We start from the raw sequence: 18,378 nt of genomic DNA, 5'->3' as shown, positions 1-18,378 counted from the left end.
GACAGACCAGTCCAGGAGGACAAAAAGTGGCGAAGGCGAAGTTCGAGCGGACGAAGCCGCACGTTAACATCGGCACCATCGGTCACGTCGACCACGGCAAGACCACCACCACCGCGGCCATCACCAAGGTCCTGGCGGACACCTTCCCCGACCTCAACGACGCGTTCGCGTTCGACGAGATCGACAAGGCGCCGGAGGAGAAGGCTCGTGGTATCACGATCAACATCTCCCACGTCGAGTACCAGACGGAGAAGCGTCACTACGCGCACGTCGACGCCCCCGGTCACGCCGACTACATCAAGAACATGATCACCGGTGCCGCCCAGATGGACGGCGCGATCCTGGTCGTGGCGGCCACCGACGGCCCGATGCCGCAGACCCGTGAGCACGTGCTGCTCGCGCGTCAGGTCGGCGTGCCCTACATCCTCGTCGCGCTCAACAAGTGCGACATGGTCGACGACGAGGAGATCCTCGAGCTCGTCGAGATGGAGGTCCGCGAGCTGCTGGCCTCGCAGGACTTCGACGAGGACGCCCCCGTCGTCCACATCTCGGCGCTGAAGGCGCTCGAGGGTGACGAGAAGTGGGTCCAGGCCGTTCGCGACCTCATGCAGGCCTGCGACGACTCGATCCCGGATCCCGAGCGTGAGACCGACAAGCCGTTCCTCATGCCGGTCGAGGACGTCTTCACGATCACCGGTCGTGGCACCGTCGTCACCGGTCGTATCGAGCGTGGCCAGATCAACGTCAACGAGGACGTCGAGCTCATCGGCATCCGCGAGAAGGCCACCAAGACCACCATCACGGGCATCGAGATGTTCCGTAAGCTCCTCGACTACGGCGAGGCCGGCGACAACGTCGGTCTGCTGGTCCGTGGCCTCAAGCGTGAGGACGTCGAGCGCGGCCAGGTCGTCATCAAGCCGGGTGCCTACACCCCGCACACCACGTTCGAGGGCCAGGCGTACATCCTGTCCAAGGACGAGGGCGGCCGCCACACGCCGTTCTTCAACAACTACCGCCCGCAGTTCTACTTCCGCACCACGGACGTGACCGGCGTCGTGACCCTCCCCGAGGGCACCGAGATGGTCATGCCGGGCGACAACACCGAGATGACCGTCGAGCTCATCCAGCCGGTCGCCATGGACGAGGGCCTGCGCTTCGCGATCCGCGAGGGCGGCCGCACCGTCGGCGCCGGCCAGGTCACCAAGATCATCAAGTGATCGGCTGACCTCGAAGCGCGGGTGATCCACCCGCACCTCACACGAAGGGCGTCCCACCTCGCGGTGGGACGCCCTTCGTGCGTCCGGTGGGGGAGCACCACCCGCCGCGGAACGGGGGGCCGGCACGAACGTCAGCGGCGGCGTCCGAGGAAGCTCATCGCCACCGACAGGCCCACCGCGGCGACGCCCGCGAGGGCGGTGACCGCCACGGCCGCGACCTGTTCGGCGCTCGCGCCGTGCTCACCACGTCCGGGGCCGCCGACCCCGTGCCGACGGTCGACCTCCTCGAGAGCGCGCAGCAGCTCGTCCGGATCGCCGCCCTTGTCGGGGTGGTGGCGGAGCACGGCCTGTCGCCGGTCCCGACGGTAGGCGACCGGGTCTCGGGGTTCGCTACGACTGTTCACGGATGTCATCCCTCCGGCTGGCGCGATCGATTCCCCCGACGGTACCGAAGTCGGCGAGGGCAGCAGGGGCACCACGGGGAAGCGGGGCCGTGTACGAGCCGGCCACGCCGGGGCTGAATTTGCCCACGGCGACCGCGTACTGCATACTGGTCAAGTTGCCCGGACAAGGCGGCGTCCGTATGTGGTCCTTCGGGGCCCGCACGGAACGTCGGGTTGGTCGGGCGAGCACGACAGTGGCGGGTGAGAGATCACCCGCTGGAAAAGTGGGAGGGCGACACGCCCGACCACGTGGACGCGTCGTGACACGTCAACAGCGGCAGCGGATCGGTCCGCCGTCATCCTCGCCCCGCGCGAGAATGCGGTACTCCCGTCCTCTGGAGGTCTCGTAGTCGTGTCATGTGCGTGTGCACGGTGGAGCCCTCCACGACGGGCACCGATGCACGAGACCGGGTGTTCGACGGTCTGACGGTGTCACGTATGACAAGCGAACACAGCAGTGTCCCCCGCGAGGCGAGGGCGCTCACGACAGCCGCCTTCACGGGCGGGAGGAGAAGAGGACGAAGTGGCGGGACAAAAGATCCGCATCCGGCTCAAGGCCTATGACCACGAGGCCATCGACGCCTCGGCCCGGAAGATCGTCGAGACGGTAACCCGTACCGGTGCTCGTGTTGTCGGCCCGGTGCCGCTGCCCACCGAGAAGAACGTCTACTGCGTCATCCGCTCGCCGCACAAGTACAAGGATTCGCGTGAGCACTTCGAGATGCGTACCCACAAGCGGCTGATCGACATCCTCGACCCCACGCCGAAGACCGTGGACGCGCTCATGCGCATCGACCTGCCTGCCAGCGTCGACGTCAACATCCAGTGACCTCCGACCGCGTAGCGGTCAGCAAGCAACGTGCAGCGGAGACAGTGAACAGATGAGTAACACCGAGATCAAAGGCATCCTGGGCGCCAAGCTCGGCATGACCCAGGTCTTCGACGAGAACAACCGGGTGGTTCCGGTGACCGTCGTCAAGGCCGGGCCGTGCGTCGTGACCGGGATCCGTACCGAAGAGACCGACGGCTACAACGCCGTCCAGATCGCGTTCGGCGCGATCGACCCCCGCAAGGTCACCAAGCCGGTGGCGGGTCAGTTCGAGAAGGCCGGGGTCACGCCCCGCCGTCATATCGCCGAGATCCGGCTCGACAACGCCGAGCAGGCCGCCGGCTTCGAGGTCGGCCAGGAGATCGGCGCCGACGTGTTCGAGGACGGCGCGTTCGTCGACGTCACCGGCACCTCGAAGGGCAAGGGCTTCGCCGGCACCATGAAGCGTCACGGCTTCGCGGGCCAGGGCGCGTCGCACGGTACCCAGGCCGTGCACCGTAAGCCGGGTTCGATCGGTGGCGCCTCGACGCCGGGCCGCGTCTTCAAGGGCAAGAAGATGGCCGGCCGGATGGGCAACGAGCGGGTCACCACCATGAACCTCAAGGTCCACAAGGTCGACGCCGAGGCCGGCGTCCTCCTCATCAAGGGAGCCATCCCGGGTCGCAACGGCGGTCTCGTGATGGTCCGTTCCGCAGTGAAGGGCGGTGCGCGCGCATGACCACCACGGAGAACACCGTGAACCTCAAGCTCGACGTCCGTACGCCGGCCGGGAAGACCGACGGTGCAGTCGAGCTCCCCGCCGAGATCTTCGGTGTCGAGCCCAACCTGCCCCTGATGCATCAGGTCGTCGTGGCCCAGCTCGCCGCTGCTCGTCAGGGCACCCACTCGACCAAGACGCGCGGCGAGGTCAGCGGCGGCGGTCGCAAGCCGTTCCGCCAGAAGGGGACCGGCCGGGCCCGTCAGGGTTCGACCCGTGCTCCCGCCTACACCGGCGGTGGCACCGTCCACGGCCCCAAGCCGCGGGACTACTCGCAGCGCACCCCTAAGAAGATGAAGGCCGCCGCTCTGCGCGGTGCCCTCTCCGACCGGGCCGCCAGCGACCGCATCCACGTCGTCACCGAGTTCGTCGAGGGCCAGAAGCCGTCGACCTCCGGTGTCCGTGACTTCCTCGGCGCTCTGTCCGACCGGAAGAAGTTCCTGATCGTGGTCGGTCGCGAGGATCTCGCCGCCTGGCGTTCCGTCGCCAACCTCGATCATGTCCACCCGATCGCTCCGGATCAGCTGAACACCTACGACGTCCTGAACGCCGACGACGTCGTGTTCTCGGTCGAGGCTCTGGACGCGTTCGTCACGCAGGCGAGCCGTTCGCTCGCCGGCAAGGCTGCGAAGGAGGCCGACAAGTGAGCACCGTCGCCGATCCCCGGGACGTGATCCTCGCCCCGGTCGTCTCCGAGAAGGCCTACGGCCTGCTCGAGCAGGGCGTGTACACGTTCCTGGTGGCCCCGGACGCCAACAAGACGCAGATCAAGATCGCCATCCAGGAGATCTTCGGCGTCACGGTGGAGTCCGTGAACACCGCTAACCGTCAGGGCAAGCGCAAGCGCACCCGCACCGGGTACGGACAGCGCAAGAGCACCAAGCGCGCCATCGTGACCCTCGCGGCCGACAGCAAGCCCATCGAGATCCCGGGTCTGACCGCCTGACGGCGGGAAGAGTTAAGGACGAGAGAACCTCATGGCTATCCGCAAGTACAAGCCCACGACCCCCGGTCGTCGCGGCTCGAGCGTCTCGGACTTCGCCGAGATCACCCGCTCGACGCCCGAGAAGTCGCTGCTGCGCCCGCTGAGCAAGACCGGCGGTCGTAACGGCCACGGCCGTATCACCACCCGCCACAAGGGCGGTGGGCACAAGCGCCAGTACCGTGTCATCGACTTCCGTCGGAACGACAAGGACGGCGTGTTCGCCACCGTCGCCCACATCGAGTACGACCCGAACCGCACCGCGAACATCGCCCTGCTGCACTACGCGGACGGCGAGAAGCGGTACATCCTCGCGCCCCGCAACCTCAAGCAGGGCATGAAGGTCGAGTCGGGCGTGAACGCCGACATCAAGGTCGGCAACAACCTGCCCCTGCGCAACATCCCCGCCGGCACGGTCGTGCACGCGGTGGAGCTGCGTCCCGGCGGCGGCGCCAAGATGGCCCGCGCGGCCGGTGCCGGCATCCAGCTGCTCGGTAAGGAGGGCGCGTACGCGTCCCTCCGCATGCCGTCCGGTGAGATCCGCCGCGTCGACGTGCGCTGCCGCGCCACGATCGGCGAGGTCGGCAACGCCGAGCAGGCCAACATCAACTGGGGCAAGGCCGGCCGCATGCGGTGGAAGGGCGTCCGCCCGACCGTCCGTGGTGTGGTCATGAACCCCATCGACCACCCGCACGGTGGTGGCGAGGGTAAGACGTCCGGTGGACGTCACCCCGTCAGCCCGTGGGGCCAGCCCGAGGGCCGGACCCGCAAGCCCAACAAGGCGAGCGACAGCCTCATCGTCCGTCGCCGTCGCACCGGTAAGAAGCGCTAAGGAGGGAAACTAGGATGCCTCGTAGTCTCAAGAAGGGTCCGTTCGTCGACGAACACCTCCTCGCGAAGGTGGACGCGCAGAACGACAAGGGCACTCATCAGGTCATCAAGACCTGGTCGCGTCGCTCGACGATCCTGCCCGATTTCATCGGCCACACCTTCGCCGTTCATGACGGCCGGAAGCATGTGCCCGTGTTCGTGTCCGACTCGATGGTGGGTCACAAGCTCGGCGAGTTCGCGCCGACGCGCACGTTCAAGGGGCACATCAAGGACGATCGGAAGAGTAAGCGTCGATGAGCACTGATACGAAGAAGACCGCCGACGGCACGGAGACCGAGCAGAAGCTCGCCGCCCGTGCCACCGCCAAGTTCGTCCGTGTCGCGCCCATGAAGGCGCGCCGCGTGATCGACCTGATCCGGGGCAAGGACGCCTCCGACGCGCTGGACATCCTGCGGTTCGCCCCGCAGGCCGCCAGCGAGCCGGTCGCCAAGGTCCTCGCCTCCGCGATGGCCAACGCCGAGAACAATCTCGACCTGGATCCCCGGACCCTCGTCGTGTCCGCGGCGTACGCCGACGAGGGGCCGACCCTCAAGCGGTTCCGCCCGCGCGCCCAGGGCCGTGCCTTCCGCGTGCGGAAGCGCACCAGCCACATCACCGTCGAGGTGACCAGCGTGCCCGAGAAGGCCGGTTCCGGTCGGGGACGTCGTAACCAGGGAGGTGCCCGCTAAATGGGACAGAAGATCCATCCGCACGGCTTCCGTCTGGGCATCACCTCGGACTGGACGTCCAAGTGGTTCGCGGACAAGCAGTACGCCGACTACGTGTCCGAGGACATCAAGATCCGTCAGCTCCTGTCGAAGGGCATGGAGCGCGCCGGGATCTCGGGTGTGGACATCTCGCGGACCCGTGACCGGGTCCACGTGGACATCCACACCGCCCGTCCGGGCATCGTGATCGGTCGCCGGGGTGCCGAGGCCGACCGCCTGCGTGGCGAGCTCGAGAAGCTCACCGGCAAGCAGGTCCACCTCAACATCCTCGAGATCAAGAACACCGAGGCCGACGCGCAGCTCGTCGCCCAGGGGATCGCCGAGCAGCTCTCCAACCGTGTGGCCTTCCGCCGTGCGATGCGGAAGGGCATCCAGTCGGCGATGCGTCAGCCCCAGGTCAAGGGGATCAAGGTCGTCTGCTCGGGTCGACTCGGCGGTGCCGAGATGTCCCGTTCGGAGCGGTACCACGAGGGACGCGTCCCCCTCCACACCCTGCGTGCCGAGATCGACTACGGCACCTACGAGGCCAAGACGACGTTCGGTCGTATCGGCGTCAAGGTGTGGATCTACAAGGGTGACGTCGTCGGCGGCCGTCGCGAGTCCGACCAGTACGCCCAGTCCAGCAACCGTGGCGGTGCCGACCGCGGTCCCCGCCGCGAGCGCGGCGCCGGCCGTCCGCGTCGTTCGGGCGCCCAGGGCACCACGGCGACCAGCACCGAGACCGGCCGCGCCGGTTCGGCCGCCCCCGCCGAGGCGCCCGCAGAGAACAAGGAGGCCTGACCGTGCTGATCCCCAAGCGCGTCAAGCACCGCAAGCAGCACCACCCGTCCCGGAGCGGTCACTCCAAGGGCGGGAACAAGGTGACCTTCGGTGACTACGGGATCCAGGCTCTCGAGCCGGCCTACGTCACCAACCGACAGATCGAGTCGGCGCGTATCGCGATCAACCGCCACATCAAGCGTGGCGGCAAGGTGTGGATCAACATCTACCCGGATCGTCCGCTGACCAAGAAGCCCGCCGAGGTCCGCATGGGTTCCGGTAAGGGTTCGGTCGAGTGGTGGGTCGCGAACGTCAAGCCGGGTCGGATCCTCTTCGAGATGTCCTACCCGAACGAGGAGACCGCTCGCGAGGCACTTCGCCGCGCGCAGCACAAGCTCCCCTGTAAGACCCGCATCGTGACCCGGGAGGAGCAGTTCTGATGGCTAGTGGAACCACCGCCCCCGAGCTGCGTGAGCTCGACGCCGACGCGCTGACCGCGCGTCTTCGCGAGGCCAAGGAAGAGCTGTTCAACCTGCGCTTCCAGATGGCCACCGGGCAGCTGACCAACAACCGTCGCCTGCGTGTCGTCCGCCACGACATCGCTCGCATCTACACCGTCATGCGCGAGCGCGAGCTCGGGCTGTCGGCGGCGCCGGGTGATGCCAAGTGAGTGACAAGGAAGCAGTTGTGACTGAGTCCAACGAGAACGCCGAGCGCAACAGCCGCAAGGTGCGGATCGGGTACGTCGTGTCCGACAAGATGGAGAAGACCATCGTCGTCGAGCTCGAGGACCGCGTGAAGCACCCGCTGTACGGCAAGATCATGCGTCGTACCGAGCGCGTCAAGGCACACGACGAGACGAACACCGCCGGTGTCGGCGACCGCGTGCGGATCATGGAGACCCGCCCGCTGTCCGCCTCCAAGCGGTACCGCCTCGTGGAGGTGCTGGAGCGGGCGAAGTAAGCCCCCTCCGCCACGATCGCTGAGCCCGTCCCCGCAGTGCGGGGGCGGGCTTCGCTCATTTCAGTCCCGGCCGAGCCGCTTCGGACGCGCCGGTGCCGGGTGTCACGCCCTCACACCGATGAGCCTGTTCTAAAGCTGAGTTCACCTTTCCGGGCCCCGACCGAGTAGCCTGTCAGCCGCCGGTGGCGGTCAGAGAGAACAGGACATGACATGGGAGTCGATCCACATCGCGGCAGTACCGGGGGAGCGGCGTCCCCGCTGAGGCGGGGAGCACGTGCGCTCACCGCTGCGGCCGCCGTCTCCGCGATGCTGGCGGGCACGGTGGCCCCGGCGACGGCCCAGAGCGCGGGCACGGGGTCCGTCGACCCCGGGTCGCTCGTCCCCAGTTTCCCTCCGGGCAGTCTGGTCGGCACGCCTTCCCTGAGCATCGCCGCTCTCACCCAGCTCGGTGCGCCTGTTCCTCTCACCTCGGTGCTCGGCTCGGTCGGAGCGATCGGGTCCGGGGACTTCCCGCGCCCCGGCAGTTCGCAGCCCCCGGGGGGACCCGTGGCGGTGAGGGACGACGCCATCACCGAGACGGCCGTCCGGCGGATAGAGCCGCTGTTCCGCGGGTCCACCGATCCCGTCGACTCACGGGCCGAGGTGTGGACGGTCGCCTCGCGGTCGATGCAGCGTGAGGTGCGCGTCGAGGTCTACCGGGCCCCGGCCGGGGTGGACGCCCCCAACGTCTACTTCCTCGACGGCGTGGGCAGTGAGATCCCGTCGGGTTGGAGCACCGGTATGGGATGGGGCGATCCCGTGCTGCGGGACCGGGCGGTGAACGTGATCGCCCCCACCGGCGGCCCGGCCTCGATGTGGTCGGACTGGCAGCGGGACGACCCCGTCCTCGGCCCCAACAAGTGGGAGACCTTCCTCACCGAGGAGCTCCCGCCGCTTCTCCGCTCCGGCCTCGACGGTGTCGCCGGGCCCCTCGCGCACAACGGGAGCTGGGGGGTCATGGGTCTGTCGATGGGGGCCTCCGCCGCGCTCCATCTCGCCAACTCGTACGACATGTTCGACGCCGTGGCCGGAGTGAGCGGCGCGTATTCGACCCTCGACGAGCTGGGGTACCAGTACGCCCGCCTGACCGTCGACGCCCGCCACGGGGACGTGACGAACATGTGGGGTCCCCGGGGCTCCGCCGACTGGGTAGCCCATGACACGATCGCCGACCCGTCCGGGCTGGCGGGCAAGTCCGTGTACCTGAGCGCCGCGACGGGCCTCGTCGGCTCCAGCGAGCTCGGTCGTTTCGGTAGCAACGAGCTCGTGCTGTTGGACGGGCACGTACTGGAGAAGGGCTCCTACGAGAGCACCCGTCGTCTGGCGTCGGCGCTGGAGGACGTGCCGGGCGTGACGTTGACGACGAACTACATGCCGACGGGTATCCACAACTGGCCGGTGTTCGTCACCCAGATGCTGCCCGGCATGGATGCCGTCCTCGCGGGCCTGCCCGCGGCCGAGCCCAACGCCGATCCCGCGGCCGGGGGACCGGCGGACAGCGCGGGCGGGTCGACCGGTTCGGCCGGGTCGTCCGGATCCGCCGGGCCGGCCGGCTCCTCCGGGTCTGCGCGGTCGGTCGGCGCGGGATCGCCGGCCATCGCGGGGTCGGTCGGGAGCTGAGCGTGATTTGGGGTGCGCGGGCCGAGCACCCTACACTGGAACAGTTGCCCGAGCTGGCGCGCGTGTCCCGTGCGTCCGGGCGACATGACCGCGTGTGTCGGGTCGGTATCCGGCACACATCGAACAGACCTGGTCAGGAGAACCATGATCCAGCAGGAGTCGCGGCTGAAGGTCGCCGACAACACGGGTGCCAAGGAGATTCTCTGCATCCGCGTTCTCGGCGGGTCCAAGCGTCGCTACGCGGGCGTGGGCGACATCATCGTCGCCACCGTCAAGGACGCCATCCCCGGTGGCAACGTCAAGAAGGGTGAGGTCGTCAAGGCCGTCATCGTGCGCACCGCCAAGGAGCGCCGTCGCCCGGACGGCTCGTACATCAAGTTCGACGAGAACGCCGCCGTCATCATCAAGAACGACAACGACCCGCGCGGCACGCGCATCTTCGGGCCCGTCGGCCGCGAGCTGCGCGACAAGAAGTTCATGCGCATCGTCTCGCTGGCTCCGGAGGTGCTCTGACATGAAGGTTCACAAGGGCGACACCGTGCTCGTCATCGCCGGCAAGGACAAGGGCGCCAAGGGCAAGGTCATCCAGGCCTTCCCCGCGCAGGAGAAGGTCCTCGTCGAGGGCGTCAACCGCATCAAGAAGCACACCTCCAACTCGGCTGCCGAGCGTGGCGCCTCCTCGGGCGGCATCGTCACCCAGGAGGCCCCGATCCACGTGTCCAACGTGATGGTCGTGGACGCCGACGGCAACCCGACCCGGGTGGGAATCCGCACCGACGAGAACGGCAAGCGCGTCCGTGTCTCGCGTAAGACCGGGAAGGACCTGTGACCATGACCGAGACCGCACTTCCCGCCGGCTACACCCCGCGACTCAAGGCGAAGTACCGCAGCGAGATCAAGCCGGCCCTGAACGAGACGTTCGAGTACGCGAACGTCATGCAGATCCCCGGCGTCGTCAAGGTCGTCGTCAACATGGGTGTCGGCGACGCCGCCCGTGACGCGAAGCTCATCAACGGCGCGATCAACGACCTCACCCTGATCACCGGCCAGAAGCCGGAGGTCCGCCGGGCCCGTAAGTCCATCGCGCAGTTCAAGCTCCGCGAGGGCATGCCCATCGGCGCGCGTGTCACCCTTCGTGGCGACCGCATGTGGGAGTTCCTGGATCGCCTGACCACCGTCGCGCTGCCGCGTATCCGCGACTTCCGCGGCCTGTCGGGCAAGCAGTTCGACGGCCACGGCAACTACACCTTCGGTCTCAACGAGCAGACGATGTTCTACGAGATCGACGTGGACAAGGTCGATCGCCCGCGTGGTATGGACATCACCGTCGTCACCACCGCGACGAACGACGAAGAGGGCCGGGCGCTTCTCAAGCACCTGGGCTTCCCCTTCAAGGAGAACTGATCTCCGATCCGGCCGGACCGGCCGTCCTCGCCGGGGCACCGCATCGCGGGTCCCCGGCGACGGGCAGACGGCCCAGTCGTCTGGTCGCGAGCGGTGAGAAGAGCACCGTGAGCGGCGGGCACCCGGACCACCCGACGGGGGACCGGACCCACACAAGAGAACATTCGCACTCTTCGTGATAGGCCCACGGCGTTCGTGGCGGCCCACAGGTCGCCGGGCGGACGCGTTGCATGGGAACCGTTACGAGAAAGGAACATGGTCCATCCATGTCGATGACCGATCCCATCGCGGACATGCTGACGCGTGTGCGTAACGCCAACTCGGCGTTCCACGACACCGTGTCCATGCCGCATTCCAAGCTCAAGGGCAACATCGCGGCGATCCTCAAGCAGGAGGGTTACATCGCCGACTACGCCGTCTCCGACGCCGAGGTGGGCAAGAAGCTCACCATCGACCTGAAGTACGGCCCCTCCCGCCAGCGGAGCATCCAGGGCATCAAGCGCATCTCGAAGCCGGGCCTGCGCGTGTACGCCAAGTCCACCGAACTGCCCAAGGTCCTCGGCGGGCTGGGCGTCGCGATCATCTCGACGTCCCAGGGTCTGCTCACCGACCGTCAGGCGAACAACAAGAAGGTGGGCGGGGAAGTCCTCGCCTACGTCTGGTAAGGGGGCGACGCAATGTCACGTATCGGCAAGGCTCCGATCACAGTCCCGTCCGGTGTCGACATCAAGGTCGACGGCCAGACCATCACGGTCAAGGGCCCCAAGGGTGAGCTCACCCAGGAGCTGCCCGCGCCCATCACGGTGACCGTCGAGGAGGGCACCATCACGGTGAACCGTCCCGACGACCACCGCGACAACCGCTCCCTGCACGGCCTCTCCCGCTCGTTGGTCAACAACATGGTCGTGGGCGTCACCGAGGGCTACAAGCAGGACATGGAGATCTTCGGCGTCGGTTACCGCGTCGTGGCCAAGGGCTCGGACCTCGAGTTCGCCCTGGGTTACTCGCACCCGGTGCCGGTCGCGGCCCCGGCCGGCATCACGTTCGCCGTCGACGGCGCGACCAAGTTCTCGATCTCCGGTATCGACAAGCAGCAGGTGGGCCAGATCGCCGCCAACATCAAGCGACTGCGGAAGCACGACCCGTACAAGGGCAAGGGCATCCGCTACGCCGGCGAGCAGGTCCGTCGCAAGGTCGGAAAGACGGGTAAGTGATCATGAGCAGCACCAAGAAGCGTTCCCCGCTGGGAACCGATGCCTCGACCGCACGTCGCGAGGGTCGTGCCCGGCGCCACTACCGCCTCCGCAAGAAGGTCTCCGGCACGCCGGAGCGCCCGCGGTTGGTCGTCAACCGGTCCTCACGCCACATCCACGCCCAGATCGTCGACGACCTGGCGGGCCGCACGCTCGCCGCCGCGTCCACGATCGAGTCGGATGTGCGCGCGCTCGAGGGCGACAAGAAGGCCCGCAGCGCCAAGGTCGGTCAGCTCCTGGCCGAGCGCGCCAAGGCCGCCGGCATCGACGCCGTCGTGTTCGACCGTGGTGGCAACAAGTACCACGGCCGTATCGCGTCGCTCGCCGACGCCGCCCGCGAGGGTGGGCTGGAGTTCTGATGATCAACACCACTGCACTGACCGCTAATGGAAGGACCGTCTGATGCCGGGACGTCAGCGTCGTGACGGCGGAAGCAACGGGCCCGCCGCAGACAACAAGAACACCAACGACAACGCCCAGGGGCGCGGCGGCGACCGCGGCCGCGGGCGGGGCCGCGACGATCGTCGTGGGCGCCACGACGACGAGAAGTCGCAGTACATCGAGCGCGTCGTCACCATCAACCGCGTCTCCAAGGTGGTCAAGGGTGGTCGGCGCTTCAGCTTCACCGCTCTCGTGATCCTCGGCGACGGCAACGGCATGGTCGGCGTGGGCTACGGCAAGGCCAAGGAGGTGCCGGCCGCGATCCAGAAGGGATCGGAGGAGGCCCGGAAGAACTTCTTCCGCGTCCCGCTCATCGGCTCCACCATCCCGCACCCCATCCAGGGTGAGGCCGCCGCCGGTGTCGTCATGCTGCGCCCGGCCTCCCCGGGTACCGGTGTGATCGCCGGTGGCGCCGCGCGCGCCGTGCTCGAGGCCGCCGGCGTGAACGACATCCTGTGCAAGTCGCTCGGGTCGGACAACGCCATCAACGTCGTTCACGCGACCGTGGCCGCCCTCAAGGGTCTGCACCGTCCGGAGGAGGTCGCGGCTCGTCGCGGCCTGCCCATCGAGGACGTCGCCCCCGCGGGGATGCTCCGTGCGCGTGCCGGACAGGGGGCCTGATCATGGCTAACCTCAAGATCACCCAGGTCCGCGGGACCGTCGGGACGAAGCAGAATCAGCGGGACTCCCTGCGTACTCTCGGCCTCAAGGGCATCCGGAAGTCCGTGGTGCGTGAGGACAACGCGCAGACCCGGGGTCTCATCAACGTCGTGAACCACCTCGTCGTGGTCGAAGAGACGGAGTGAGAATGACCATCAAGTTGCACCATCTGCGTCCCGCGCCGGGCGCCCACGCCGACAAGATCCGCGTCGGTCGCGGTGAAGGCGGCAAGCGGGGCAAGACGGCCGGCCGCGGTACCAAGGGCACCAAGGCCCGCAAGAACGTCCCCGCGGCGTTCGAGGGCGGCCAGATGCCGATCCACATGCGGCTCCCGAAGCTCAAGGGCTTCAAGAACCGCAACAAGGTCGTCTTCCAGGTCGTCAACGTGTCCGACATCCAGCGTCTGTTCCCGAACGGTGGCGAGGTCGGCGTGGCCGAGCTCGTCGGCGCGGGTGCGGTCCGCAAGAACGAGCCGGTCAAGGTGCTCGGTGACGGGGAGATCTCCGTCGCCGTCACGCTGACCGTCGACAAGGTGTCCGCGTCGGCCAAGAGCAAGATCGAGGCCGCCGGTGGAACCGTGTCGGAGGCCGGGGCCTGATCCCCGGTAGGCCCCCGAAGGGCCTCTGAGGTGCGCAGGGGTCGGGTCCGAGAGTCTCGGATCCGACCCCTGCGCCCGTCTTGATAGAGTTTTCCCGTTGTGCGCTCCGGGCCCGGCATCCGCCGTGGGGTCGACCCGTCCCGCGCCCGGCGCATCTGCTTACGACGACCGGCGGCCCACAGCCGACCACGACCAGGAGGACATGTGCTCTCCGCACTCGCGTCCGCGATCAAGGACCGGGACCTGAGGAAGAAGATCCTCTTCACCCTCGGGATCATCATCCTCTACCGGATCGGCGCGCAGATCCCGTCGCCCGGCGTCGACTATCCCAAGCTGCGCGGCCTGCTCGACACCGCGATGACCGGTGACAACGCCCAGCTCTACTCGCTGGTCAACCTGTTCTCCGGTGGCGCGCTGCTGCAGCTGTCCGTCTTCGCGATCGGCATCATGCCGTTCATCACCGCGAGCATCATCGTCCAGTTGCTCACGGTGGTCATCCCGTACTTCGAGCAGTTGAAGAAGGAGGGACAGTCCGGCCAGGCCAAGATGACGCAGTACACGCGCTATCTCACGATCGCGCTGGCCGTGCTGCAGTCCGCCGGCATCGTCGCGCTCGCCGACCGCGGCCAGCTCCTCGGCAACGGGCAGTCCGTCCTCATGGACGACGACATCCTGACGCTCGTCGTGATCGTCATCGTGATGACCGCCGGCGCGGCCCTCGTCATGTGGTTCGGTGAGCTCATCACCGACCGTGGGGTCGGGAACGGCATGTCGCTGCTCATCTTCGCCGGCATCGCGTCCCGCATCCCGGCCGAGGGCGTGAACATCTACCAGAACTCGTCGACCATGAAGTTCGCGGCCGTCATGCTGGCGGTCGTGCTCATCGTCGTCGCCGTCGTCTTCGTCGAGCAGGGTCAGCGCCGGATCCCCGTCCAGTACGCCAAGCGGATGGTCGGGCGCCGCCAGTACGGCGGCACCTCCACCTACCTGCCGCTCAAGGTCAACCAGGCCGGCGTCATCCCGGTGATCTTCGCGTCGTCGCTCATGTACGTGCCGATCCTCATCACCCAGCTGGTGCAGGGGCCGGAGCCGTCCGGGGACGGCTTCTGGCAGCGCTACGTCATGCAGTACCTGCAGAACCCGTCGAGCTGGGGCTACATCGTCCTGTACTTCGCCCTCATCATCTTCTTCGCCTACTTCTACGTGGCCATCCAGTTCGACCCGATGGAGCAGGCCGAGAACATGAAGAAGTACGGCGGGTTCATCCCGGGCATCCGTCCCGGGCGGCCCACCGCCGAGTACCTGGGCTACGTCCTCAACAGGATCCTGCTGTTCGGGTCGCTGTACCTCGGCCTCATCGCCGTGCTCCCGAACATCTTCCTCGACATGGGCAGCGGGGGTGGAGACCTCCAGAACATGCCGTTCGGCGGCACCGCCGTGCTCATCATGGTCTCCGTGGGCCTCGATACGGTGAAGCAGATCGAAGCCCAGCTGATGCAGCGGAACTACGAGGGCTTCCTCAAGTAGCCGCGGCACCGTCCGAGCAACCACACTGTAGAAAGGCTGGTCCCCACCATGCGTCTCGTCCTCCTCGGCCCTCCCGGAGCCGGCAAGGGAACCCAGGCGGCTCTGTTGTCGGAGAAGCTCGGCGTGCCCCACATCTCGACCGGTGACCTCTTCCGCGCGAACATCTCGCAGGGGACCGACCTGGGCAAGGAGGCGAAGGGCTACATCGACGCCGGCAACCTCGTCCCCGCCGAGGTGACCAACCGCATGGTCGAGGCCAGGATCGCCGAGCCGGACGCCGCGGAGGGCTTCCTCCTCGACGGTTACCCGCGCAGCGTCGCGCAGGCCGACGCCCTCAAGGAGATGCTCTCCCAGGCGGGCTGCACTCTCGACGCGGTGTTGGAGTTCCGGGTCGATGACGACACGGTCGTCCAGCGCATGCTGGCCCGCGGCCGCGAGGACGACACGGAGGACGTCATCCGTAACCGGATGTCCGTCTACCGGTCCGAGACCGCCCCGCTGCTGGAGTACTACGCCGGCGACGTCAAGACCATCGACGCCGTCGGTGAGGTCGAGGAGATCAACGCACGCGCGCTCGCCGCGCTGGGGCGCTGACGTCCGCCGTGTTCGGTCGGTCGCGCAAGAGCGCCGTCACCGCCCGCACCGCGGGGGAGCTGGACGCGATGGAGGCGGCGGGCCGGATCGTCGGCCGCACCCTCGTCGCCGTGAGAGAGGCGGCGGTGCCGGGCGCGACGACGGGTGACCTCGACGCGGTGGCGGAGCAGATCATCCGCGATGCCGGCGCGGTACCGTCCTTCAAGGGCTACGAGGGCTTCCCCGGTTCCATCTGTTCCTCTGTCAACGAGGTGGTGGTGCACGGGATCCCCGGTCCCGACACGGTCCTGCGCGAGGGGGACCTCGTGTCGGTCGACTGCGGGGCCATCCTCGACGGCTGGCACGGCGACTCGGCGTGGACGTTCGGGGTCGGGACGTTGGCCCCCGACGTCGCCTCCCTCAACGAGGCGACGCGCGAGGTCCTCGAGGAGGGCATGCTCGCGATGCTCCCGGGGAACAAGCTGACCGATGTCTCCCACGCCCTCGAGGTGGCGACGCGGCGGGCCGAGGAGCGGCACGGCGTGACGCTGGGGATCGTCGACGGTTTCGGCGGACACGGCATCGGTCGTGAGATGCACGAGTGGCCCTTCCTCGCCAACGAGGGCAAGCCCGGCCGCGGTCCCCGGCTGCAGGTCGGGTCCGTGCTGGCCATCGAGCCCATGCTCGTCCTGGGCGGGGAGACCGACACCCGCACGCTGGAGGACGACTGGACGGTCGTCACCGTGGACGGTGCGCCGGCCGCGCACTGGGAGCACACGGTGGCCGTCACAGCGGACGGGCCCCGGATCCTCACCCCTCGCCCGCTCGGCTGACGCGGGACGCCCCGCGCCCCGCAGGGCGCAGGCCGGCCCGCGGGCCGGCGTCGCTCCGACCCGGGGGGCCGGCCACGGACGACCGCGGGCGGGTTAGCATGTTCTCTCGGTTCAGATCGACCTGAAAGGTCAGGGCATGCCCACACCCGTCCGCGTTCCCCGGGAACTCTCCTCGTCAGTGCGTCCCGCGGTCGCGGTTCTGGTGATGCTCTCCCTCGTCCTGGTGCAGGCCCTGCTCGTACCGCAGGGAGCCGCCGCACAGTCCGTGGCGGAGGGCGGCGCGGGGTCGATCGCGGAGGACCCGCAGCCCGGGCCCTTCTACAACGCCGACCCGCAGGTGCTCGCGGATGCGGCACCGGGCCGGGTCATCAACTCCAGGACCGTGACGATGCCGGCCTTCCTCGGGTACGGCGTCACCGAGATCGCGTACCGGTCCACGGACACCCGGGACCGGCCGCTGCTGGCCACCGCGACCGTGGTCCGACCCCATCACGCCCGCCCCGACGGTCCGGTCCTGAGCTACCAGCACTACCTCAACGCGTTGGGGCAGCGGTGTGCGCCCACCGAGACCCTCGTGCACCCCACCCTCGAGACCGTGCAGGACAACGCCATGGTCTTCCTCCGGTCCCGACTGGACCAGGGCTGGACCGTCATCATCCCGGACCATCTGGGGCCCAAGGTCGCCTACCCGGGGGGACAGTTGTCCGGGCGCATCGTCCTGGACGGCATGCGGGCGGTGCGGGACGACCCTCGCTTCGATTCCCGGAACAGCCGGTTCGGTGCGCTGGGGTACTCGGGGGGCGGCATCGCCAGTGCCTGGGTCTCGCTGCTGCACGACGACTACGCCCCCGACGTGAACCTGGTGGGCGTGGCGCAGGGCGGCGTCCCGACGGACATGACCACGATGGCGCGGATGATCGGCAACCAGCCGCACCCGGCGTTCGGGTTGGCGTTCGCCGCCGCGGTGGGGATGGCCCGTGAGTACCCGGAAGCGATCCGGCTCGAGGAGAAGCTCACCCCTGACGGCTGGAATCTCTACCACCAGCTGAAGGGCCGGTGTACCGCGACGCTGCTGACCTTCGGCGCGTTCCGGTCGGTCCCGATGGTCCTGCGTGGCGGCGACCTCATGGCGGAGGAGGGGCTCATGCGCGCGTTCGCCGAGAACAGCGTCCGCCTCAGTCCGGACGTGCCTCGGGTGCCGGTGTTCATGTGGCACTCCGGCACCGACCCTCTCGTTCCGTTCTGGGACGCGGAGGAGACGGTGAAGCGGTACTGCCGCGAGGGGGCGCCGGTCACCTGGGAACCCGGCCTGGCGCCCGAGCACCTGTTGGGTGCGGTGGAGAAGCTCCCGGCGGCCATGAACTGGCTGCAGCAGCGGTTCGAGGGCGCGCCCGCCGGTCGCGCCTGCTACGTCTGACGGGTGGCCGGGCGGGCCGGTTCGTCGCGATTGGCGCTGACCAGTGACCTCGCGTAGGCTGATACGTCGGTGTGCCCACCAGTGCACCACAATCCGGTAGACGTCATCCGGGGAATCGTGGAGGACCGTAACCAGCATGGCAAAGAAAGACGGAGCCATCGAGGTCGAGGGCCGTGTCGTTGAGCCGTTGCCGAACGCTATGTTCCGCATCGAGCTGGAGAACGGGCACAAGGTCCTCGCTCACATCAGCGGGAAGATGCGGCAGCACTACATCCGCATCCTCCCGGAGGACCGCGTGGTCGTGGAGCTGTCGCCCTACGACCTGACGCGGGGTCGGATCGTCTACCGCTACAAGTAAAGACGCTCAACTCCCCGTACCAGCCGCCGACCCCGTGAGAACGGGACGGCGGGTTGACACCCCCGGTTGCGGAGGCCGGGGCCTCGAACGGTTGCTCATCGCGAGAT

28 protein-coding genes are annotated in these 18,378 nt (G+C 68.1%); 27 read left to right on the top strand and 1 reads right to left on the bottom strand.

The window, feature by feature from the left end; translation table 11 throughout:
- Positions 1–26 precede the first annotated feature (26 nt).
- The gene (tuf, locus tag RWK90_RS04535) at positions 27–1,217 is read left to right on the top strand and encodes an elongation factor Tu (protein ID WP_314035218.1); all 1,191 of its coding nucleotides are present in this window, start codon (positions 27–29) and stop codon (positions 1,215–1,217) included.
- A gap of 131 nt (positions 1,218–1,348) precedes the next feature.
- On the opposite strand, the gene RWK90_RS04530 is transcribed toward tuf, so the two are convergent.
- The gene (locus RWK90_RS04530) at positions 1,349–1,630 is read right to left on the bottom strand and encodes a hypothetical protein (RefSeq protein WP_314035216.1); all 282 of its coding nucleotides are present in this window, start codon (positions 1,628–1,630) and stop codon (positions 1,349–1,351) included.
- Between the two features lie 553 nt (positions 1,631–2,183).
- Between RWK90_RS04530 and rpsJ the strand changes: the two genes are divergently transcribed.
- From rpsJ to infA, 26 genes are all read left to right on the top strand, one after another.
- Positions 2,184–2,489: a 30S ribosomal protein S10 gene (gene rpsJ / locus RWK90_RS04525; protein WP_003938093.1), complete on the top strand. Its 306-nt coding sequence runs from the start codon at positions 2,184–2,186 to the stop codon at positions 2,487–2,489.
- 52 nt (positions 2,490–2,541) lie between these two features.
- Positions 2,542–3,207, top strand: coding sequence for a 50S ribosomal protein L3 (rplC, locus tag RWK90_RS04520; RefSeq protein ID WP_314035197.1), 666 nt, complete (start codon positions 2,542–2,544; stop codon positions 3,205–3,207).
- Positions 3,204–3,893, top strand: coding sequence for a 50S ribosomal protein L4 (gene rplD, locus RWK90_RS04515; protein ID WP_314035195.1), 690 nt, complete (start codon positions 3,204–3,206; stop codon positions 3,891–3,893). Before rplC ends, rplD begins: the two co-directional genes overlap by 4 nt.
- A complete protein-coding gene (gene rplW / locus RWK90_RS04510; protein WP_007628130.1) occupies positions 3,890–4,192 on the top strand; it encodes a 50S ribosomal protein L23 in 303 nt (100 codons plus the stop codon). Before rplD ends, rplW begins: the two co-directional genes overlap by 4 nt.
- A 31-nt stretch (positions 4,193–4,223) precedes the next feature.
- Positions 4,224–5,060, top strand: coding sequence for a 50S ribosomal protein L2 (rplB, locus tag RWK90_RS04505; RefSeq protein ID WP_314035192.1), 837 nt, complete (start codon positions 4,224–4,226; stop codon positions 5,058–5,060).
- A 14-nt stretch (positions 5,061–5,074) separates the two neighbouring features.
- Positions 5,075–5,356 (top strand): 30S ribosomal protein S19, encoded by a 282-nt coding sequence (rpsS, locus tag RWK90_RS04500; RefSeq protein WP_017838195.1) that lies wholly within the window; start codon positions 5,075–5,077, stop codon positions 5,354–5,356.
- Positions 5,353–5,787 (top strand): 50S ribosomal protein L22, encoded by a 435-nt coding sequence (gene rplV / locus RWK90_RS04495; protein ID WP_314035189.1) that lies wholly within the window; start codon positions 5,353–5,355, stop codon positions 5,785–5,787. Before rpsS ends, rplV begins: the two co-directional genes overlap by 4 nt.
- Positions 5,788–6,606: a 30S ribosomal protein S3 gene (rpsC, locus tag RWK90_RS04490; protein ID WP_007628122.1), complete on the top strand. Its 819-nt coding sequence runs from the start codon at positions 5,788–5,790 to the stop codon at positions 6,604–6,606. It abuts the gene before it with no gap.
- Positions 6,607–6,608: 2 nt separating this feature from the next.
- On the top strand, positions 6,609–7,025 hold the full coding sequence (rplP, locus tag RWK90_RS04485; RefSeq protein ID WP_314035186.1) for a 50S ribosomal protein L16: 417 nt from the start codon (positions 6,609–6,611) through the stop codon (positions 7,023–7,025).
- Positions 7,025–7,255: a 50S ribosomal protein L29 gene (gene rpmC / locus RWK90_RS04480; protein WP_314035185.1), complete on the top strand. Its 231-nt coding sequence runs from the start codon at positions 7,025–7,027 to the stop codon at positions 7,253–7,255. The genes rplP and rpmC overlap by 1 nt, the downstream gene beginning before the upstream one ends.
- Positions 7,252–7,548 (top strand): 30S ribosomal protein S17, encoded by a 297-nt coding sequence (rpsQ, locus tag RWK90_RS04475; RefSeq protein WP_314035181.1) that lies wholly within the window; start codon positions 7,252–7,254, stop codon positions 7,546–7,548. The genes rpmC and rpsQ overlap by 4 nt, the downstream gene beginning before the upstream one ends.
- 210 nt (positions 7,549–7,758) lie before the next feature.
- Complete coding sequence (locus RWK90_RS04470) at positions 7,759–9,207, top strand: alpha/beta hydrolase-fold protein (RefSeq protein ID WP_314035174.1); 1,449 nt, start codon at positions 7,759–7,761, stop codon at positions 9,205–9,207.
- A gap of 144 nt (positions 9,208–9,351) precedes the next feature.
- Complete coding sequence (gene rplN / locus RWK90_RS04465; RefSeq protein ID WP_007628112.1) at positions 9,352–9,720, top strand: 50S ribosomal protein L14; 369 nt, start codon at positions 9,352–9,354, stop codon at positions 9,718–9,720.
- A gap of 1 nt (position 9,721) precedes the next feature.
- Complete coding sequence (gene rplX / locus RWK90_RS04460; RefSeq protein ID WP_314035172.1) at positions 9,722–10,036, top strand: 50S ribosomal protein L24; 315 nt, start codon at positions 9,722–9,724, stop codon at positions 10,034–10,036.
- Positions 10,037–10,038: 2 nt separating this feature from the next.
- On the top strand, positions 10,039–10,611 hold the full coding sequence (rplE, locus tag RWK90_RS04455; protein ID WP_314035170.1) for a 50S ribosomal protein L5: 573 nt from the start codon (positions 10,039–10,041) through the stop codon (positions 10,609–10,611).
- Between the two features lie 266 nt (positions 10,612–10,877).
- A complete protein-coding gene (gene rpsH, locus RWK90_RS04450; RefSeq protein ID WP_007628106.1) occupies positions 10,878–11,276 on the top strand; it encodes a 30S ribosomal protein S8 in 399 nt (132 codons plus the stop codon).
- Positions 11,277–11,288: 12 nt separating this feature from the next.
- A complete protein-coding gene (rplF, locus tag RWK90_RS04445) occupies positions 11,289–11,825 on the top strand; it encodes a 50S ribosomal protein L6 (protein WP_314035167.1) in 537 nt (178 codons plus the stop codon).
- Positions 11,826–11,827: 2 nt separating this feature from the next.
- Positions 11,828–12,223 (top strand): 50S ribosomal protein L18, encoded by a 396-nt coding sequence (rplR, locus tag RWK90_RS04440; RefSeq protein WP_314035165.1) that lies wholly within the window; start codon positions 11,828–11,830, stop codon positions 12,221–12,223.
- A 43-nt stretch (positions 12,224–12,266) separates the two neighbouring features.
- Positions 12,267–12,926, top strand: coding sequence for a 30S ribosomal protein S5 (gene rpsE / locus RWK90_RS04435; RefSeq protein ID WP_063971886.1), 660 nt, complete (start codon positions 12,267–12,269; stop codon positions 12,924–12,926).
- Positions 12,927–12,928: 2 nt separating this feature from the next.
- The gene (gene rpmD / locus RWK90_RS04430) at positions 12,929–13,111 is read left to right on the top strand and encodes a 50S ribosomal protein L30 (protein WP_314035162.1); all 183 of its coding nucleotides are present in this window, start codon (positions 12,929–12,931) and stop codon (positions 13,109–13,111) included.
- Between the two features lie 2 nt (positions 13,112–13,113).
- Complete coding sequence (rplO, locus tag RWK90_RS04425) at positions 13,114–13,563, top strand: 50S ribosomal protein L15 (protein WP_314035159.1); 450 nt, start codon at positions 13,114–13,116, stop codon at positions 13,561–13,563.
- Between the two features lie 204 nt (positions 13,564–13,767).
- Entirely contained in the window at positions 13,768–15,090 is a 1,323-nt protein-coding gene (gene secY, locus RWK90_RS04420) for a preprotein translocase subunit SecY (protein WP_314035157.1), read from the top strand.
- 48 nt (positions 15,091–15,138) lie between these two features.
- On the top strand, positions 15,139–15,684 hold the full coding sequence (locus RWK90_RS04415; protein WP_314035156.1) for an adenylate kinase: 546 nt from the start codon (positions 15,139–15,141) through the stop codon (positions 15,682–15,684).
- An 8-nt stretch (positions 15,685–15,692) separates the two neighbouring features.
- Positions 15,693–16,496 (top strand): type I methionyl aminopeptidase, encoded by an 804-nt coding sequence (map, locus tag RWK90_RS04410; protein WP_314035154.1) that lies wholly within the window; start codon positions 15,693–15,695, stop codon positions 16,494–16,496.
- A 136-nt stretch (positions 16,497–16,632) separates the two neighbouring features.
- Entirely contained in the window at positions 16,633–17,913 is a 1,281-nt protein-coding gene (locus tag RWK90_RS04405) for a lipase family protein (RefSeq protein WP_314035152.1), read from the top strand.
- Positions 17,914–18,049: 136 nt separating this feature from the next.
- A complete protein-coding gene (gene infA / locus RWK90_RS04400; RefSeq protein WP_005140011.1) occupies positions 18,050–18,271 on the top strand; it encodes a translation initiation factor IF-1 in 222 nt (73 codons plus the stop codon).
- Positions 18,272–18,378 lie beyond the last annotated feature (107 nt).

It is taken from the genome of Dietzia sp. CH92 (genome assembly GCF_032248695.1).
Taxonomy (GTDB): domain Bacteria; phylum Actinomycetota; class Actinomycetes; order Mycobacteriales; family Mycobacteriaceae; genus Dietzia.
Note: the sequence above shows the minus strand (reverse complement) of the source record. Positions and strands in the feature narration are given on the sequence as shown.

What these genes read in the sequence shown, in the direction of transcription:
- rplV (WP_314035189.1), top strand. Translation starts at nt 5,353, where the DNA reads ATGAGCACTGATACGAAGAAGACCGCCGACGGCACGGAGACCGAGCAG.
- RWK90_RS04415 (WP_314035156.1), top strand. Translation starts at nt 15,139, where the DNA reads ATGCGTCTCGTCCTCCTCGGCCCTCCCGGAGCCGGCAAGGGAACCCAG.
- rplF (WP_314035167.1), top strand. Translation starts at nt 11,289, where the DNA reads ATGTCACGTATCGGCAAGGCTCCGATCACAGTCCCGTCCGGTGTCGAC.
- rplB (WP_314035192.1), top strand. Translation starts at nt 4,224, where the DNA reads ATGGCTATCCGCAAGTACAAGCCCACGACCCCCGGTCGTCGCGGCTCG.
- rplD (WP_314035195.1), top strand. Translation starts at nt 3,204, where the DNA reads ATGACCACCACGGAGAACACCGTGAACCTCAAGCTCGACGTCCGTACG.
- rpmC (WP_314035185.1), top strand. Translation starts at nt 7,025, where the DNA reads ATGGCTAGTGGAACCACCGCCCCCGAGCTGCGTGAGCTCGACGCCGAC.
- RWK90_RS04405 (WP_314035152.1), top strand. Translation starts at nt 16,633, where the DNA reads ATGCCCACACCCGTCCGCGTTCCCCGGGAACTCTCCTCGTCAGTGCGT.
- rpsS (WP_017838195.1), top strand. Translation starts at nt 5,075, where the DNA reads ATGCCTCGTAGTCTCAAGAAGGGTCCGTTCGTCGACGAACACCTCCTC.
- rpsH (WP_007628106.1), top strand. Translation starts at nt 10,878, where the DNA reads ATGTCGATGACCGATCCCATCGCGGACATGCTGACGCGTGTGCGTAAC.
- infA (WP_005140011.1), top strand. Translation starts at nt 18,050, where the DNA reads ATGGCAAAGAAAGACGGAGCCATCGAGGTCGAGGGCCGTGTCGTTGAG.
- RWK90_RS04530 (WP_314035216.1), bottom strand. Translation starts at nt 1,630, where the DNA reads ATGACATCCGTGAACAGTCGTAGCGAACCCCGAGACCCGGTCGCCTAC.
- rpsC (WP_007628122.1), top strand. Translation starts at nt 5,788, where the DNA reads ATGGGACAGAAGATCCATCCGCACGGCTTCCGTCTGGGCATCACCTCG.
- rplE (WP_314035170.1), top strand. Translation starts at nt 10,039, where the DNA reads ATGACCGAGACCGCACTTCCCGCCGGCTACACCCCGCGACTCAAGGCG.
- rplR (WP_314035165.1), top strand. Translation starts at nt 11,828, where the DNA reads ATGAGCAGCACCAAGAAGCGTTCCCCGCTGGGAACCGATGCCTCGACC.
- rplN (WP_007628112.1), top strand. Translation starts at nt 9,352, where the DNA reads ATGATCCAGCAGGAGTCGCGGCTGAAGGTCGCCGACAACACGGGTGCC.
- rplO (WP_314035159.1), top strand. Translation starts at nt 13,114, where the DNA reads ATGACCATCAAGTTGCACCATCTGCGTCCCGCGCCGGGCGCCCACGCC.
- rplX (WP_314035172.1), top strand. Translation starts at nt 9,722, where the DNA reads ATGAAGGTTCACAAGGGCGACACCGTGCTCGTCATCGCCGGCAAGGAC.
- rpsE (WP_063971886.1), top strand. Translation starts at nt 12,267, where the DNA reads ATGCCGGGACGTCAGCGTCGTGACGGCGGAAGCAACGGGCCCGCCGCA.
- rpmD (WP_314035162.1), top strand. Translation starts at nt 12,929, where the DNA reads ATGGCTAACCTCAAGATCACCCAGGTCCGCGGGACCGTCGGGACGAAG.
- RWK90_RS04470 (WP_314035174.1), top strand. Translation starts at nt 7,759, where the DNA reads ATGGGAGTCGATCCACATCGCGGCAGTACCGGGGGAGCGGCGTCCCCG.
- rplC (WP_314035197.1), top strand. Translation starts at nt 2,542, where the DNA reads ATGAGTAACACCGAGATCAAAGGCATCCTGGGCGCCAAGCTCGGCATG.